This is a genomic window from Acinetobacter sp. YH12241 (assembly GCF_013417535.1).
GTDB lineage: Bacteria > Pseudomonadota > Gammaproteobacteria > Pseudomonadales > Moraxellaceae > Acinetobacter.
Genome location: NZ_VPDQ01000019.1, coordinates 14,410 through 31,342 on the forward strand (window position 1 = coordinate 14,410; position 16,933 = coordinate 31,342).

Annotated in this window: 17 protein-coding genes; 10 read left to right on the top strand and 7 right to left on the bottom strand. The window is 40.7% G+C overall.

The features are described from left to right. Positions 1-6: 6 nt before the first annotated feature. Positions 7-318, bottom strand: a complete 312-nt coding sequence (locus FTV18_RS10995) for a metalloregulator ArsR/SmtB family transcription factor (RefSeq protein ID WP_004785741.1) — start codon at positions 316-318, stop codon at positions 7-9. A gap of 99 nt (positions 319-417) precedes the next feature. Between FTV18_RS10995 and FTV18_RS11000 the strand changes: the two genes are divergently transcribed. From FTV18_RS11000 to FTV18_RS11025, 6 genes are all read left to right on the top strand, one after another. Continuing rightward, complete coding sequence (locus FTV18_RS11000; RefSeq protein WP_034170880.1) at positions 418-834, top strand: YeeE/YedE family protein; 417 nt, start codon at positions 418-420, stop codon at positions 832-834. Continuing rightward, positions 835-1,251, top strand: a complete 417-nt coding sequence (locus tag FTV18_RS11005; RefSeq protein WP_125278655.1) for a DUF6691 family protein — start codon at positions 835-837, stop codon at positions 1,249-1,251. It begins immediately after the preceding gene. Between the two features lie 2 nt (positions 1,252-1,253). Then, a complete protein-coding gene (locus FTV18_RS11010; RefSeq protein WP_180018088.1) occupies positions 1,254-2,129 on the top strand; it encodes an MBL fold metallo-hydrolase in 876 nt (291 codons plus the stop codon). A gap of 118 nt (positions 2,130-2,247) precedes the next feature. After that, a complete protein-coding gene (locus FTV18_RS11015) occupies positions 2,248-2,673 on the top strand; it encodes a hypothetical protein (RefSeq protein WP_180018090.1) in 426 nt (141 codons plus the stop codon). 38 nt (positions 2,674-2,711) lie between these two features. Continuing rightward, complete coding sequence (locus FTV18_RS11020; protein WP_180018092.1) at positions 2,712-4,604, top strand: copper resistance system multicopper oxidase; 1,893 nt, start codon at positions 2,712-2,714, stop codon at positions 4,602-4,604. After that, positions 4,591-5,484, top strand: a complete 894-nt coding sequence (locus FTV18_RS11025) for a copper resistance protein B (protein WP_166138833.1) — start codon at positions 4,591-4,593, stop codon at positions 5,482-5,484. The genes FTV18_RS11020 and FTV18_RS11025 overlap by 14 nt, the downstream gene beginning before the upstream one ends. Positions 5,485-5,581: 97 nt before the next feature. Here FTV18_RS11025 and FTV18_RS15815 read toward each other — a convergent pair whose 3' ends face one another. The 6 genes from FTV18_RS15815 to cynS all read right to left on the bottom strand — a co-directional run bounded on the left by FTV18_RS15815 (position 5,582) and on the right by cynS (position 11,389). After that, the gene (locus tag FTV18_RS15815) at positions 5,582-5,866 is read right to left on the bottom strand and encodes a hypothetical protein (protein ID WP_166138836.1); all 285 of its coding nucleotides are present in this window, start codon (positions 5,864-5,866) and stop codon (positions 5,582-5,584) included. Then, the gene (locus FTV18_RS11030; protein WP_180018094.1) at positions 5,863-7,422 is read right to left on the bottom strand and encodes a PepSY domain-containing protein; all 1,560 of its coding nucleotides are present in this window, start codon (positions 7,420-7,422) and stop codon (positions 5,863-5,865) included. The genes FTV18_RS15815 and FTV18_RS11030 overlap by 4 nt, the downstream gene beginning before the upstream one ends. A gap of 3 nt (positions 7,423-7,425) precedes the next feature. Continuing rightward, a complete protein-coding gene (locus FTV18_RS11035) occupies positions 7,426-7,704 on the bottom strand; it encodes a hypothetical protein (protein WP_166138842.1) in 279 nt (92 codons plus the stop codon). Positions 7,705-7,749: 45 nt separating this feature from the next. Continuing rightward, positions 7,750-8,361 carry a DUF4198 domain-containing protein gene (locus FTV18_RS11040; protein ID WP_166138845.1) on the bottom strand — a complete coding sequence of 204 codons (612 nt, stop codon included), beginning with the start codon at positions 8,359-8,361 and terminating at the stop codon, positions 7,750-7,752. A gap of 72 nt (positions 8,362-8,433) precedes the next feature. After that, positions 8,434-10,590, bottom strand: a complete 2,157-nt coding sequence (locus FTV18_RS11045) for a TonB-dependent siderophore receptor (protein ID WP_180018097.1) — start codon at positions 10,588-10,590, stop codon at positions 8,434-8,436. Positions 10,591-10,939: 349 nt separating this feature from the next. Then, a complete protein-coding gene (cynS, locus tag FTV18_RS11050) occupies positions 10,940-11,389 on the bottom strand; it encodes a cyanase (protein ID WP_004785763.1) in 450 nt (149 codons plus the stop codon). 280 nt (positions 11,390-11,669) lie between these two features. On the opposite strand from cynS, the gene FTV18_RS11055 reads away from it, so the two are divergent. The 4 genes from FTV18_RS11055 (at position 11,670) to FTV18_RS11070 (ending at position 16,902) form a co-directional block, all read left to right on the top strand. Beyond that, positions 11,670-12,479 (top strand): formate/nitrite transporter family protein, encoded by an 810-nt coding sequence (locus FTV18_RS11055; protein WP_104426134.1) that lies wholly within the window; start codon positions 11,670-11,672, stop codon positions 12,477-12,479. Positions 12,480-12,531: 52 nt separating this feature from the next. Further along, entirely contained in the window at positions 12,532-14,256 is a 1,725-nt protein-coding gene (locus FTV18_RS11060; RefSeq protein WP_180018099.1) for a bifunctional protein-serine/threonine kinase/phosphatase, read from the top strand. Positions 14,257-14,433: 177 nt separating this feature from the next. Next, the gene (locus tag FTV18_RS11065; RefSeq protein WP_180018101.1) at positions 14,434-15,750 is read left to right on the top strand and encodes a sorbosone dehydrogenase family protein; all 1,317 of its coding nucleotides are present in this window, start codon (positions 14,434-14,436) and stop codon (positions 15,748-15,750) included. 459 nt (positions 15,751-16,209) lie between these two features. Continuing rightward, on the top strand, positions 16,210-16,902 hold the full coding sequence (locus tag FTV18_RS11070) for a metallophosphoesterase (RefSeq protein WP_180018103.1): 693 nt from the start codon (positions 16,210-16,212) through the stop codon (positions 16,900-16,902). The last annotated feature ends 31 nt before the right edge of the window (positions 16,903-16,933 follow it).

Here is a 16,933-nt window from a genome sequence, read left to right on the forward strand (position 1 = left end):
TATCACTTAAGCCTTGCAATAAAGCTGATATAAGGTTTGCATCAGGGTGAGTAATTTGGGGTCGGAAAGCTGATAGAAAATCTGCTTTCCTTCACGACGCGTGCTGACCATTTCGGCTTTTCGGAGCACCGTAAGTTGTTGTGAGAGAGTGGGTTGGTGAATATCTGTTTGTAGCTCAATCTGTTGCACATTCATTTCACTATCGACCAGTACACATAGAATTTTCAGTCGGTCAGAATTCGACAACACTTTTAAGCGTTCGCTTACCACATGAGCCTGAGAAAAATCAATACGTGTCTGAGTTTCATCTGCTGTCATATAAAAAACCTGTATTAGTCACACAATATTTAAAAACCGTCTTGATTAATATTTATAATTATATAATATAAAATTATATATTTTAAGTGGAATATGCTCATGCATGACTTTTTGGCAGCGTTTCTCGGTGGATTACTGCTTGGTCTTTCAGTGGTCGGCTATCTGTATGTGAATGGCCGTATTGCGGGCGTGAGTGGGTTGGTTGGGCAGGTACTTAATCGAAAGACAATTTTCAAAACTCCTGCGGTCTGGTTTTTAGCAGGACTATTTATAGTTCCATTTATCTACGGCGTATTGTTTCAGCCAGAAATTGAGCTGAATGCCAGCCCATGGATGATGGTCATTGCCGGTTTGCTGGTTGGTTTTGGTACACGTTTAGGTTCAGGTTGTACCAGTGGACATGGCATCTGTGGGATTAGCCGTCTGTCAAATCGCTCCTTTGTTGCGACCGGGTCTTTTATGCTGGCGGGATTTATCACGGTTTATGTTGTTCGTCATCTGGTTGGAGCTATCTAAATGAAAAATCTATTCGCTTTTCTATTTGGTGGCCTGTTTTCAGTCGGCTTAATGCTCTCAGGTATGTCTAATCCTGAAAAAGTTCTGGATTTTCTGGATCTGTTTGGGGATTGGGATGCCAGTCTTGCCTTTGTCATGATGGGGGCAATTCTGGTGGCTTTTATTCCTTTCCAGAAAGCTAAACATAATCCACATCCGACCACTTTATTTAATGAACCCATTGATTTACCAAAGAATCAAAAGATTGATCCTAAACTGCTGGCGGGTAGTTTATTATTTGGTATCGGTTGGGGAATTGCAGGCATTTGTCCGGCACCCAGTTTTACCCTGATTGGCTTGGGACATTATCAAGCCTTGTATTTTATTGCAGCTATGCTGCTTGGGGTCTGGATTCACCGTAAATGGGCAGGAGTATAAATATGACACAGCAGCCACACGTCAAAGCATTTTTTGATAAAAATACCAATACTTTTAGTTATGTGGTGAGCGATCCTCAAACTGCCCAATGTGCCATTATTGATAGCGTGCTGGATTACGATGCTGCGTCTGCCACCACATCGACCGAGCATGCCGATCAGATGATTGCCTATGTAAAATCACAAGGTTTGACCGTGGAATGGATTCTGGAAACTCATGTACATGCTGATCATCTGACAGCTGCCCCATATCTAAAACAGCAATTAGGTGGCAAGATTGCAATTAGTAAGAAAATTGCGCTGGTGCAGGAAACGTTTGCCAAGATATATCATCTGGACATGAAACAGATCAATGCGCATCAGCCTTTTGACTATCTGTTTGAGGATGGTGAGCATTTCAAGATTGGAGAACTGGAAGTTTATAATATTCCTACGCCAGGCCATACACCTGCCTGTTTAAGCTATGTGATTGGTGATGCCGTCTTTGTAGGGGATACACTGTTTATGCCGGACTATGGTACGGCTCGTTGTGATTTTCCAAATGGCAGTGCCTCGGTTTTATATGATTCTGTTCACAAGCTGTTTCAGCTCCCGGAAAGCACCCGTGTATTTTTGTGTCATGACTATTTGCCAGAGTCACGTCATGAATATCTATGTGAAACCACGATTCAGCAGCAAAAACAGCAAAACATTCATATCCGTGAAGGGATTAGCAGATCTGAATTTGTACAGATGCGTCAGCAGCGTGATGCAGGTTTAAGTATGCCGAAGCTGATTTTGCCTGCCATCCAGATCAATATGAATGGAGGGCAGTTTCCAATGCCAGAAGCCAATGGCGTGTCTTATTTGAAGCTGCCGCTAAATTATTTTAAAAAGTGATCAATTTATCAGGAACAAAATATTAATCTTTAAATTAAGCGCTTATAAAGTTTGCGAATTTTAATATTCCACCCTATGCTATTTGGGTTAACTCATTTTTATATTTTCAGGGTGCATCGTGCTCAGACAGTTCTTTAAACAGATCTGGTTTGTGATGCTTATGGTATTCGCCGTAAGCTGGAGCGGCATGTCGATTGCTTCAGCAAAAACGATGCATCTGGAAACGTCAGCCAAGCAGATGAGTTCCCATTGTAAGGAAATGGAAAAAATAGAGAAGTTACATCGCCAGCATCAAGCTATGCATGATTCTGCTCATGATATGAGTCAGGACATGGATTGCCACTCCGATTTAAATGAACACAAAGATGACTGTCTGGATTGTATTTATAGCTCTTGCCATAACCTGAGTAGCTGGATCGATGTGGAAATCTCGAAGTTAACACTCCCTGAGATTTACTCCTTAGAAACCAATTTTATCTCTAATTATCAAGCCAAGCACCTTGCCGGGTATTGGCAGGAAATACTGCGCCCACCTAAAGCTTAATCCTCGTTATTAATATTTCAAAAATCAAGGATTAAGTTATGTCGATTAAAATTAGTCAAAGCCTGTTATTGGGCTTAAGTTTAGTGATCTCGTCTTCATTATTTGCTGCTGTAAAAGAATACCAGCTGGTTATTGAAGAAGGTCCTGTTAATCTCACCGGTAAAACGGTACAACGTATTACAGTGAATGGAAAATTTCCTGCACCTTTACTGGAATTTGAGGAAGGTGATGAAGCTGTTATTCGCGTCAAAAACAAGCTAAAGAATAAAGAAAGCTCTCTGCATTGGCATGGTTTATTGCTACCCGGCCTGATGGATGGTGTCCCCGGTTTTAACGGGTTTCAGGGCATTGCACCTAATCAGGAATTTGTCTATCGCTTTAAAATTCGTCAGAGTGGAACCTACTGGTATCATGCCCATTCCAAGGGGCAGGAACAGGACGGCCTTTACGGCGCCTTTGTAATCTATCCCAAAAACCAGGCGGAAGTTCCTGCACATGAGCAGACCGAGCGTGATTATGTGGTCATGCTTTCAGAATTTCATGAGCAGTCCGGCCAGCAGATCATGAATAATTTAAAAAAATCTGCCGAGTATTATCAAAATCAGCGTGAAACTCTGAGCGATGTTTTTCAGCAAATCAAACGGGAAGGGCTTAAAGCCACCTGGAATGATCGCAAAATGTGGAACCAGATGCGCATGCTGAAAACCGATCTGTCTGATGTAACCGGCTATACCTTTTTGGTGAATGGAAAAACGCCTGAACAGAACTGGATAGGACAGTTTAAACCGAATGAAAAAGTGCGACTGCGTTTTATCAATGCCTCTGCCATGTCATTTTTTGATGTGCGTATTCCACAGTTGAAAATGACGGTGGTCAGTGCAGACGGACAGCCTGTCAAACCTGTAGTTGTCGATGAATTCCGCATTGGTGCCGCAGAAACCTATGATGTGATTGTGGAGCCCACTGCGGAACATTATCAGATTGAAGCTGAATCGATTGACCGTTCCGGTTTTGCGATTGGCAGCTTACAGAATGAATTAAAGCCAGTTAATCATGCCATACACAAACCTATATCCCGTCCTCGTGCCTTATTGACCATGGAAGATATGGGACATGGCAATATGCAGGGTGAAGCACACGAGCAGATGAATCATCAGAATCATGCTAGTCATGACATAAATGTTAAAAGGGATACTGAACATTCGATGATGGGACATAAGCAGCATGCATCAGCCAAAATTATCGAACAAGGAGAGGACAATCATACCGAGCATTCAGATACTTCATCCGCTATAGATCATGTGAATCACTCAAATATGACCGGGGATATGCAACATGAAAAAGATGCCAAAACTTTTACGCAGCAACCAGTTTACGGCTGGGCCAATGCCTCTACACCGGTAGGGCATAAAGCTTTGCAATATAGCGACCTCAAATCTTTAACTCCGCAAAAAGATATTCGCGACGCAGAAAGCGAATTGGTGATTCGTTTAGGCGGCACCATGGAACGGTATATCTGGACCATGAACGGCAAGAAATTTAATGAAGCAGAGCCGCTCAAAGTGAAATTTGGGGAACGGATCAGGCTGAAATTTATCAATGACAGTATGATGGCACATCCGATGCATTTACATGGCATGTTCATGCAGCTCGAAAATGGCCAGTCTGCAATAGATATGCCGAATAAACATACAGTGATTGTCCCACCTGGAAAAACCGTTACGACTTTGCTGACTGCAGATGAACTAGGTGAATGGGCGATTCATTGTCATCTGTTGTATCACATGACTGCCGGAATGATGAATAAACTGATTGTAGCAAATGTTCAGGAAAATGACGTTTCGACTCAGAATACTGTGCGGGAAGAGCATTCCCATCATCACATGACAAAACCAGTAGAAAAACAAGGAGATGCTCATGCACACCATTAATCTTTGTTTGAAGCCTGTTTTGGCTAGTGTATTGGCGTTGGGAAATATGACTGTTTTTGCCGAAGATATATCTCAACAGTATGCTGATCATTCGATGCATCATCAACAATCACTCCAATCGTCAGAGCACCATTTAACTTCAGTAGCACCGGAAATTACTGAAAATTTAATTCCAGATTCAGCTTCAACCTATTCCAGCGAACATGATCATCGCAAGGAACATGGAGGGCAAATTTATACGCGGGTCAAACTGGACAATAAATGGATCAAAAACTCAGAAGGTGAGGGAGGCTTACAGTCTGAGAATGAGCTTCGGATTGGCACGGATGAAAATAAACTGTTCATTAAACTCAAAGCTGACAAGCAGGAATCCAGAGCAACAGAATATGCAGTCCAAGCTCTGTATAGCCGGAATATTTCAGATTTCTGGGATGCTCAGGCGGGTCTTCGCTACCGTCAGGAAAATTTGGGTCAGCCTAATGCTGGGCAAAATATTGAACATGTAGATGCAATATTTGGATTCCATGGGTTGGCGCCGTATTTCTTTGAAACCAATGCACATCTGTATCTTGGTCAAGATGATTTTATCGGACTTGAGCTAGAAACAGAACGTGATCTGCTACTCACACAAAAACTGATTTTGCAGCCTTATGTTGAAGTTGACCTCATTTTGAAGGATAAAGCAGCCAATGCTAAAAAGACTGGAATAAGTCATGCGGCATTCGGTCTGGAAACTCGTTATGAGGTCAATAAAAAGATCATGCCTTACCTTGATATTGCTTATGAATATTCCAAGGGCAACGAGAAAACTTCATGGCAGGACGCATCTGATTCTGAACAGGGCGGGCGTTATGGAATCGGTTTAAGAATGATGTTCTAAACAGATATGTATGTAAGCTAATATTTATGAGGCGGGAAAATCATTTTCTCGCCTCATATACTCAGCTATATCTTATTCTTAAGGCCTCTATAAACTTTTATATTTTTCTTTGTTTTAAATTATTCATTTTCAGAATAAATATAAATACGATTGGACTTATAACAACCCAAAGTGCGATAAAGCTAATACTACTACTGAATTGAGTTCGTAAAAGGGACAATACCAACAGTAAAAGACTACCTGAGATCAATTTAACGATGACCGGATAACTCACCAGAAAAGAATATCGAGATTGTCTGGTTTTTAAAATCTGTTTTTCACTCACGGCATAAAAACCAAAACAGGCCATCCAGATCAATCCTACTATTGCCATCCATATCATGAAGAAGACTCCTGCTGTGCGGTTTTAAGCTTGGCCTGAATTTTATGAACGGCTTTTTGCTGGATAGGTGTAATTTTCTGATGTAGGAAGTAAGCGAGAAGTGCCAAGATCCAGAGCATCAGATCGATACGCAAAAACAGCCAATAGTTCGCAAAAGAATCCAGATAATGCTGGGACCACAAATAATACAGGTCGATGAGTGGAAGCATAAAAGCGGCACAGATGAGAATTTTAAGCTGCGTTTTCCATAAATGCTGTTGTGGCGTTAAACAGGCCAAGATAAAACTACTCAGCCAAATACTAAAGAAGATATAGATTTCATAATTTGTGGTGCCCACAGGAATGTGAATCAAACGGTTTGCATAAAGATAAGCCAGCATGGCAATAGGTAAACCAATTATAATGGTGATATTCAGACGATTCACCAGATAATATCCAAAGTGAAAACGATCCGATTTTTTCTGCATCTGTCGTTTCAGGCTCCAGAGCAATAATCCGGAAGCGATCATGGCACAGCCTAATATGCCTGAGAAAAATAGGGCGAAACGTAAAACAGGTTCGGCAAAACGTGCCATATGCAAACCATATACTCCAGCATTCAGGGTAGCAATTGCACTGTCATTACGGGTGTTTTCAAGCAATTTGCCTGTCGTCGCATTTAATACGAGTTGTGCCTGATTGCGGGTAATAGAATGATCTTTCAATTCGGTTAAGGTAATCTTTGCCAGTTGGGTATTCGGCTGCTTCACGGTAATATTGTCAAATTCTGATTTTCCCCAGTGCTGCTGCGCCGTAGTGATAAAATGTTGAATCGGTAACATCTCCGTTTTAATGGGCACAGCAGAGGGAGCAAGCACATTTTTGGTTCGGATTTCTTCAAAATATTGAAATGGATTTTCTGGATATAGCTGCTTCATGCCAGAAGGCAAAACAATATAAAAGAAAATAGCCAGTCCAGTAAAAGTCATAGTTAAAAAGAACGGTAGCGCAATGACGGAACTGACATTATGAAAATCCAGATAGGAACGTTGTCCTTTAAAAGCTCTCAGAGTAAAGAAGTCGGTCAGAATTTTTTTATGAGTAATGATTCCGGAAATCAGGGTCATCAACATGATGAATGCAGCAATGGTGACAATCAGACGGCCAATGGTATAAGGTACGCCATATAGCTGAAAATGAAAGTTATAGAAAAAATCTCCGCCCTGTGTAGCCGAAAGCGTTAATTCCTTACCTGTCATAGCATCCAGGGTTTTAAGTTGATAAGCACCCTCTGCAGTTTGCCAATAAATTTTATTAACCGGTAAATCCTGATTTGCTACCCCGATATACCAGTTCTGTGCATCAGGTGCATGTTGCTGTAAATAGCTATAAGCAGTTTTTAAAGCTGTTTCCTGGTTCACCTGCATCATGACAAATTGTGGCTGCATCCACATTGTAATTTCATGGCGATAATAGGTAACCGCACCTGTTAAAAAGATCGCGAAGAGGAGCCAGCCAAAACTTAAACCTAGCCATGAATGTAGCCATGCCATAGATTGACGGACAGATTTATGCATGGTTTAACCTATGAAGCGGGAAATGACAAATAAAACAATGAGAGGAATCAGGCTATAGACTGAAAGTGTTTTAAGACTTTGGATACAGAAGATTCCAATCACAAAACAGACATAAAAAATGAGGGCAATAAAGGCAGCCAGATAAACCGATTCAGCTTTGGGTAAACTCGCCTGTAAAAAATAGGCCAGATCGAGAGCAATCAGATAACTACATAAATAACCAATACCAAAGCTCATGCCTAATCGATACAGGATAGCAAGTGGCTGAAGGGTAGAAATCATGGAAAGGCCTTTATATGAATCTGTATAAATAAATATTGAGGCAACTTAATGCACGAAGCTTAAGGTAGTGACCAGGTACTGTTTCTTATACACTTGCTGATTCAATTTTCCTGTCTTGTCTACTTCTTGACTCACCTCTAGTACATATTGACCCTTCCATGGCGTAGCAATATTAATTTGGCCATGCTTGTTGGTCGTATAGTTTTTAAGCCAGTGCTGTGGGGAATAGACAGTCACTTTGACATCCGCAGCGGGTTTACCCTGATACATGACTGTAAAAGTATTACTGTTCGGTTGAACCGGTACGATATCCAGCTCTGAGTCTGCTTTCAGGTTTTGTCTGCCGGATTTCGCGTGATAGCTGAGTAAGGACTCCCCATAGATCAGTTCATGATAGAGCTCTACATCTGCTTGATCTTTTGTAGAGTAGACCAGATGATCCTGGTGTAGTTGGGGACTAAATTGTTTTTTAGTCTGAATCGCTTTTGCTTGGCTGAATGACTTTAAGGCACCTTCTTGAGTCTCTTTGAGCTGTTCACTATATTCACCAAAAAATGCATGTGTTTTTGCATCTGAAGCACGTTCTAGCCAAAGCATATGGGCCTGAGTAGAAAGGGCCATTGACAGTCCAATTGTCAAAGTAATGATTTTTTTCATGAATTCTACCTGATTATTGTTTACATATAAGAAAATGAGCTCCGAATATTCTTTCAAAGCTCAAGCGAAAAATTAATATTTGAATTTTACGGCCACACTGTAATTTGCCGGTGCACCATAGAAGCCTTGCTGATTCGGGAAATTAAATAAGTATTTTTCATTGGTCAGATTGTTCCCGTTGGCCTGCAAAGTAATGTGATCATTGAGTTCATAACTGGCCATCAGATTCACAAGCGCATATGCATCCTGTTTGATAATGCCTGCTTGTTGGGTAACAACACCCTCTGTAGCAGCTTCAGGAACTTCTAGATAAGTTTTATCCTGCCATTGCACACCAAGGCCCAGTTTCAGTTTTGGAATCTGTGGCACCTGATAGGTGGTCAGAAGATTAAAAGACTGATTAGGATTAAAGGTACGGGCATCACCACCGTTGATCAGATCTTTAAGACTAAACTGAGTATAGCCAAAGCTTAGGTTTAAATGGTCGGTCAGCTGTCCAGCGAGGCCAAACTCGTAGCCTTGGGAACGCAGGTCACTGACCTGAGTTGTGCGTAAAGTCGGTATACCATCAGAATCACGAAGCGGATAATTACTTTGCTCCGTTCTGAACACGGCCATAGTGGCGGTAAGCTTGTCATCTAGCCAAGAACCTTTTACTCCGACTTCATAGCTTTCACCTTCGATCGGTTTGTTAATACTGCCATCATCTGCTTTGGTGGTTTGCGGACGGAAGATCGAGGTATAACTCAGATAGCCTGTATATTCAGGACTAAAGTTATAGGTCAGACCGGCATAGGGTAAAACTTTATCTTCATCATAAACAGTGTCTTTTCCATAACTACTGCCCCTGCTTTCAGCCTGAACATAGTTGGCACCTAAAAGCAGTTTCAGATCATCATTCAGATGCAGTCGGGTTGCAGCATAAAGGCTCTGGTTCTTCTGCCGGATATGCATTTCCCCACTGGTTTTTGACATATCCCAAACTGGTTCGGGCGGCGTAAAACTGGATAGATCTGTGGTCAGCGGATTGACAAAGCTGCCTGCATAACCTAACTCATTCAGATTGTTTTCAGCCCAGATATAGCCAAAAGATGCCTCATGTTGTTGTCCCCAAAGTGGATAGGTGCCACTAAAACTCAGACTGGCCTGCTGTTCCTTGTTGTCATCAATATACATACCGGGGTATAAGAAAATACCTGAAGTACCGTCAGCACCAGGTTTACCGGACAGGAATAAAAGTTTTGAATCCCGGTCAGTCCGTTTTTCCTCATAACTCAGTTTAGCTTTCCAATCAGCGCCAAGTTGTTGTTCGATCTCGGCAAAATAGTTTTTAATATTACTGTCCCAGTAGGCCCAGTCCGGACTGTAATTATAATTTCTTGAATAGCTTAACTGTTCACCTTCAGTATTGATTAAAGGATTGGAACCCCAATTGACACCATTGGGATTATGATTCGTTTCGGTATAACCAGCAGTTATTAAGGTCGAATCAGTCAGGTCAGCCTCAACCACGGCACCAATGCCATTTTTTTCGAGTTCATAGTGATCCAGATAACTATCACCTGTCTGCTGATAGCCAAATACTCGGCCTCTGATTTTTCCATCCTGTGTCAGGGGAGAGGAAACATCTGCTTCATAACGTTGGGTATTCCATGAACCATAACTGGTATTAAACGCGGCCTGAAGTTCCTGAGTAGGGCGTTTTCTAATCATATTAATGGTAGCGCCCGGATCGCCAATACCATTATTTAAGGCATTTGCACCTTTAACGATCTCTATACGGTCAAATAAAAAGCTGTCTGGATTGTCATTATTGTAGTTATAGCCTTCAAGCGGAATCCCAACGCCGTCTACCAATACGTTTGAGATTTCAAAACCACGTGATAGATAGGAAGTTCGTTCGGTCTCCTGGTTACTTACAATGATCCCCGGTGAGTTGCGGAGTACATCACGGGTATTATCCAGTGCAAAGTCATCTAATTGTTGACGCGTCACTACATTCACTGTTTGTGGCGTTTCCTTAAGAGGAATATTTAGTTTAGAAGCTGTTGCAGAATTTTGAATAATATAGCTTTTAGTCTGTTCAGAGCTTTCTGTTGTTTGTGCTGCATCAGTGACTATCGTGATGGTAGGAAGTTGCTGACTATTTTCTGCAAAACTTTGCTGTGTCATCAATATGGCAAAACTGAGCAAAGATAGCTTGAAAGTTGGATGATTGGTATAAAACATTTTAATGAATGTAAATGATAATAATTATCGCTAATGTTATTGATTAGATATTTTTAAATCAATCTAAATACAATAGGAAATTTAAATTAAAAATTACTCATTGATAGAGGAATACTTTGCAGTTAAAGCAGATTAAAAGAAGAAGGGGTTAAGATTTTGCTTAAAATAAAAACGATTTATTTTAGTAAAATAATATGTAAATTATTGACTTCATATTAATTTTTTAAATTTATAAAATATATTCGTTAAATTTTTTTCATGTAGAGAATGAGATTAATGCTCAAATATAAAAAGAAAAATGAAATAAAAAAAAGCCATCACATTGATGGCTTTTTATAAATGATATTGATCAATAAGTTTTATAAGGCAAGAACTTGCCAGACAATACGACATTGACGCGGTCGCCATTCGGATTTTCTTCGCGTTGAATATCCATACTAAAATCAATCGCGCTCATAATACCGTCACCAAATTCTTCATGAATCAGTTCTTTAATGGTAGAACCATATACATTCACCACTTCATACCAACGATAAATTAAAGGATCGGTCGGTACGCTGGTTGGCAGGGAACCTTTATATGGCACGATCTGTAGCCATGCAACGGCTTCATCACTTAAGCCAAAAATCTGACCAATCTTTTCTGCTTGCTCTTTATTAAACGCCATCTGACCTAAACATGCAGCGGTTACCCATTCTTTAGAAAGACCAATCTCTTTGGCAACATCTGACCACTTAATTGACTTTAAAACTTTCGCTGAAATGATCATGTCAGTTACTTGTTGACGATGGGTAATCATAATCCTCTCCAAATTATTCTCAAATGAATGTATGCAGAACGGATAATGCAGATATCATGCCAATAGCATTTTAGAGTTCATGCTAAATAAAAAATGAATATTTAAGCGATTATTAATTATTTATGGCACAGCTTTTGCTTCTATTTCGATATACATGGCAACGACGCCATTCACCATTACCTGTTCTAATATTCAAGGCAACGGCGCCTAAGGTCTTCAGTGATCTTAGGCGTCTTTTTTTCGAAAAACAGGTCCGTATATTGAAAAAGAGGACGACAACATGGCATATCTTGCTCCTGCGGAGTTTGCAAAAAAAGTAGTAGATGCGGGTGAATCCAAGCTTCATATGGCAACCCGTGATGTTTTGATTCGTGCCTTTATGGCAGGTGCGATTTTGGCCTTGGCAGCCGTATTTGCAATTACGATTGCAGTGCAAACTGGTGTGCCATTGATTGGCGCATTACTGTTTCCTGTTGGCTTCTGCATGTTGTATTTATTGGGCTATGACTTGCTGACTGGGGTATTTGTATTGACACCGCTGGCATGGCTGGATAAACGTCCTGGCGTAACCTGGGCACGCATTTTAAAAAACTGGGGACTGGTATTTTTAGGTAACTTTACTGGGTGTTTAGTCGTTGCAGTACTGATGGCTGCTGTTTATACCATGGGCTTTGCGACTGATCCGAATCCAGTCGGTGAAAAGATTTCTCATATTGGTGAAGACCGGACCTTAGGTTATGCGGCTTATGGTTTCTCAGGCTGGATGACTATTTTTATTCGCGGCATGCTGTGTAACTGGATGGTGTCTTTAGGGGTGATTGGCGCAATGATGTCAACTACGGTGAGTGGCAAGTTCATCGCAATGTGGATGCCAGTGATGCTGTTCTTTGCCATGGGCTTTGAACATTCAGTAGTAAACATGTTCCTGTTCCCATTTGCCATGATGATGGGTGGTGACTTCTCGATTGCAGATTATTTCCTGTGGAATGAATTACCGGTTGCTTTAGGTAATCTGGTCGGTGGTTTAGCCTTAACAGGTCTGGCACTTTATACCACACACGTACGTACTGGCGCGAAAAAAGAATTCTAATAATGAATCATTTTTAAAGGGATCAATATGATCCCTTTTTTGAGTTTTAAGTATGAAAAAAACATTAAAAGTCGCTATTGGACAATATTCTACGGCTGGTATTAAAGATCAGAATCAGGATTTTTATGGCATCTTTTTACCAGAAGGTCATGTACTGAAGCAAAAAGGTATAGCTTGTGCGATTGCCGACGGGATCGGCAGTAGCAATGTCAGTCACATTGCCGCAGAAACAGCCGTCAGCAGTTTTCTCTCAGATTATTATTCGACTTCGGATGCCTGGAGCACCCAGACTTCAGCAGCACGGGTGATTCGCGCCACAAATTCATGGTTATATGCACAAACTCAACAAAGTCAGGGACGTTTCGATAAAGATCGGGGCTATGTCTGTACCTTATCCGCACTTATTTTAAAGCAGCATCAGGCGCATATTTTTCACGTCGGTGACAGTCGTATTTATCGAATCCGAGATGGTGAAATTGAATTATTAACCCATGATCATCGCGTCTGTCTGTCTTCGACAGAACATTATCTCAGTCGTGCCTTAGGGGTGGATTATCGTATTGAAATTGATTATCAAAGCCTTGAACTAAAAGAAAAAGATGTCTTTCTACTCATGACTGATGGGGTTTATGAGTTTGTTACAGACCAACAATTATTAGATTTCACCTTAGCAGCAGATCACTTAAATCAGCTTGCCAAATTCCTGGTTGAACAGGCTTTAAAACAGGGCAGTGATGATAATTTAAGTCTTCAAGTGCTCCGTATTGAGCAGTTGCCTGAACCAGATCAGTTTTATATGCACCAGGATTATGTCTTTCCACCCCAGCTCAGCAAAGGTGAAGCATTTGAAGGCTATGCCATTGACAAAATCCTGCACCAAAATCACCGCAGTTGCCTGTATTTGGCACACGATCATGATCGGCAACCGCTAGTGATTAAAACTCTGGCAGTAGATTTACAACAAGATGAACAGGCTGTTGAACAGTTTCAACTTGAAGACTGGGTTTCAAAGCGTCTTAAGCACGAAAATCTGCTGCAATGTTATACGCATCAATCAGAGAAAAAATATTTATTCCAGAGTTATGAATATTTGCAGGGAGAAACCTTAGATCGCTGGCTGCATCAACAGAAAAAGCCTTTGCAGATGGAAGATATTCTCCCTATTTTGCAGCAAACAGCATTGGCCTTAAATGCAATGCACCGACTGGAAATGTTGCATCAAGATGTACGTCCTGAAAATGTTATGGTCTTAAACGTTGATAATACACTTAAAGTCAAACTGATTGATTATGGTTCAACTGCTGTACGAGGTTTAGTCGAAATTAATCCTAAACATGTGAATCGGCCACTTGGTACCTTGGCATTTATGGCACCTGAATATTTCATTGAACATTCACCATCCGTGCAGTCTGATCAATTTTCTTTGGCGGCAATGGCTTATTATTTACTGACTAAACAGCTTCCTTATGGTACAGATTTGGCTCGTTGTAATACGCTGAAGCAGCTAAAGAAAGTTCAATATCATTCCATTCAAAAATATCGGCCGGATTTACCACTCTGGTTAGACCAGATTCTAAAAAAGGCACTGAATATCGAGCCGATGCATCGTTATGAGGCATTGACTAAATTGATCCATGATCTGGAACACCCATCCAAGGAATTATTAAAATCCAAAGCTCCTACCATGATTGAACGTGATCCTTTACGTTTCTGGCAAATCAGTTGTGCTGTATTAGGACTTTTACTTTTATTAAGTATTGCATGGCCATTTATTTAAGAAGGTTGGAGTGAATATAAGTAAAAAAATTAGACAGCGTTCTATGCTTTAGGCAACTTGCGTCACTAGTATATTTACGGCAATCAATCCACAACCAGAAACTACAAGAACTATATCATTACGATTTCAACCACCTTTTAAAATGGGAGAGATAAAAACAAAAAGCAAGGAAATACCATGGCGGCTCAATTTCTCCTATCAGCCTTAAGTACCGTAATCATATTGGCATTTACCGGCTGTACAGTTTCATCCAAAACACCTGTAACAGATAGTTATGGCGCTCAGCCGTCTTTACCTGAACCAAAATCAAGACTGTTTCCGGTCGTCAACATTGCCCCTGCAAAAGGTTGGCCTGAAGGTGTCATGCCGACGCCAGCACCAGGTTTAAAAGTGCAAGCATTCGCACAAGGCCTTCAACACCCGCGCTGGTTATATGTATTGCCGAATGGAGATGTACTGGTAGCTGAAACTGATGCTCCACCTAAGCCTGAAGACAGTAAAGGGATTAAAGGTAAAATCATGAAAATGGTGATGAGAAGAGCAGGATCATCCTATCCAAGCGCCAACCGTATTAGCCTGCTGCGTGACAGTAATCAAGACGGCATTGCTGACCAGAAAACGGTATTTCTGCAAAATTTAAACTCGCCGTTTGGAATGACCTTAGTGGGTAATATGCTTTATGTCGCAAATACAGATGCTTTAGTGCGATTCTCTTATCAGCCAGGTATGACCCAGATCAAAGAAAAAGGAACTAATGTATTAGACTTGCCTGCAGGCCCTTTAAATCATCACTGGACGAAAAATGTTATTGCCAATCCTGCAGGCACGAAGCTCTACATTACGGTAGGCTCCAATAGTAATGTGGCTGAAAATGGCATAGCTCAGGAAGAAGGACGCGCCCTGATCATGGAATTGGACCTTTCTACAGGTCAAGCCCGGCCGTTTGCTACAGGCCTGCGTAATCCCAATGGCATGGACTGGCAGCCTCAGAGTGGAGCCTTATGGACTGTAGTGAATGAGCGTGATGAGCTGGGCAATGATCTGGTTCCTGATTATATGACCTCAGTAAAAGATGGCGCTTTTTATGGCTGGCCTTATAGTTATTATGGCCAGCATGTGGATACCCGGGTAAAACCGCAAAAGCCTGAACTGGTCGCGAAAGCAATTAAGCCAGATTATGCATTGGGGAATCATACTGCATCACTGAGTCTGACATTTTATAAGGCTAATTTAATATCCCAATATCGTGATGGTGCACTCATTGGCCAGCATGGTTCCTGGAATAGGAAACCTCATAGTGGTTATAAAGTTATTTTTGTGCCATTTCAAAATGGTCAGCCTTCTGGTCAGCCTCAAGAGGTTCTGACCGGATTTTTAAGCAAAAATGGAGATGCATTTGGTCGGCCTGTGGGTGTAGCTACAGATGCTCAAGGCGCAATATTAGTTGCTGATGATGTAGGGAACGTGATTTGGCGAGTATCACCGAATCAATAAATAAGTAGATGCTAATAAAATAAAAGCCTTATAGTCTCTCCCAAAACTATAAGGCTTAGCGGCTGTAGTCTCTACTTTTATCACTTGCCATCCCAGTAAGTTCGCTGTCTTTCGACTTTATTATCATTGTAATGCGATTATTATCAGCTTTCCTTGCTGACTCTTTATGTGAAACATAATGTCAAAAATTGAGGAAACAGGATATAGAGTATTTGCTCCAATCGATGTAAGCTTAAACTTACAAAAAAATAATATATTTATACAAAAGTTAACATTATGTGAACTTTCCTATATTTTACAAAGGGTTTTATGACTAAAAATAATTTAATTGTAGTAGATAAATAATGTTAAAAAATCATCTTTAAGGTTTTAAACAGCATTAAAATTAAAAGATATGATTTAAGAATCATCTTTTGCTTCAGGTTTGGCAGACAGGGTTCCATGTTATAGAAGATACTTATGAACACTTTAACTAAGGTAATTGATGGATCTGATTTCTCTGCCATATATGTGGTTGGGGATCTGCATGGTTGTTATAGCTTGCTCATGCAAGAATTAGAGAAAGTTCATTTTAATTTTGAGAAAGATCTACTGATTTGTACCGGAGATCTGGTCGATCGTGGTAATGAAAACCTGGAATGCGTTTCATTGCTAAGTCAGCCCTGGTTTTATTGTGTTCGCGGCAATCATGAGGAAATGTGTATCAAGGGCCGTGACGATGCATGGATTCAAGATATGCATGCGCAGAATGGTGGTGAGTGGTTCTATCTTTTATCAACCGAAAAGCAGGATGAACTCAGTGAAATTTTTTCGGTACTTCCTTTGGCCATTGAACTAAACCTAAAACATAAAAAGATTGGCATTTTGCACGCAGATATTGCGCTTAATGACTGGAATATATTTAAAAAGAAAATTGCAAAAGGTGAAAGTAGAATTCCAGGCTTAACTTCAGCATATACCAATGCACTTTGGGGTAGAGGGAGAATTCGCAATCATTCTTATCGCTATGGAACCGTTAAAAATATCGATGAGATCTATCTGGGTCATACGATTGTAAAAGAACATATCCAAATTGATAATTGCCACTATATTGATGTAGGTTCTTCTTATACGAAGAAGTTGTGTGTTGTTAAAATAAATGATGCAAACTAGGTGCTACAGCAAGAGCCAATTGAAAGACACA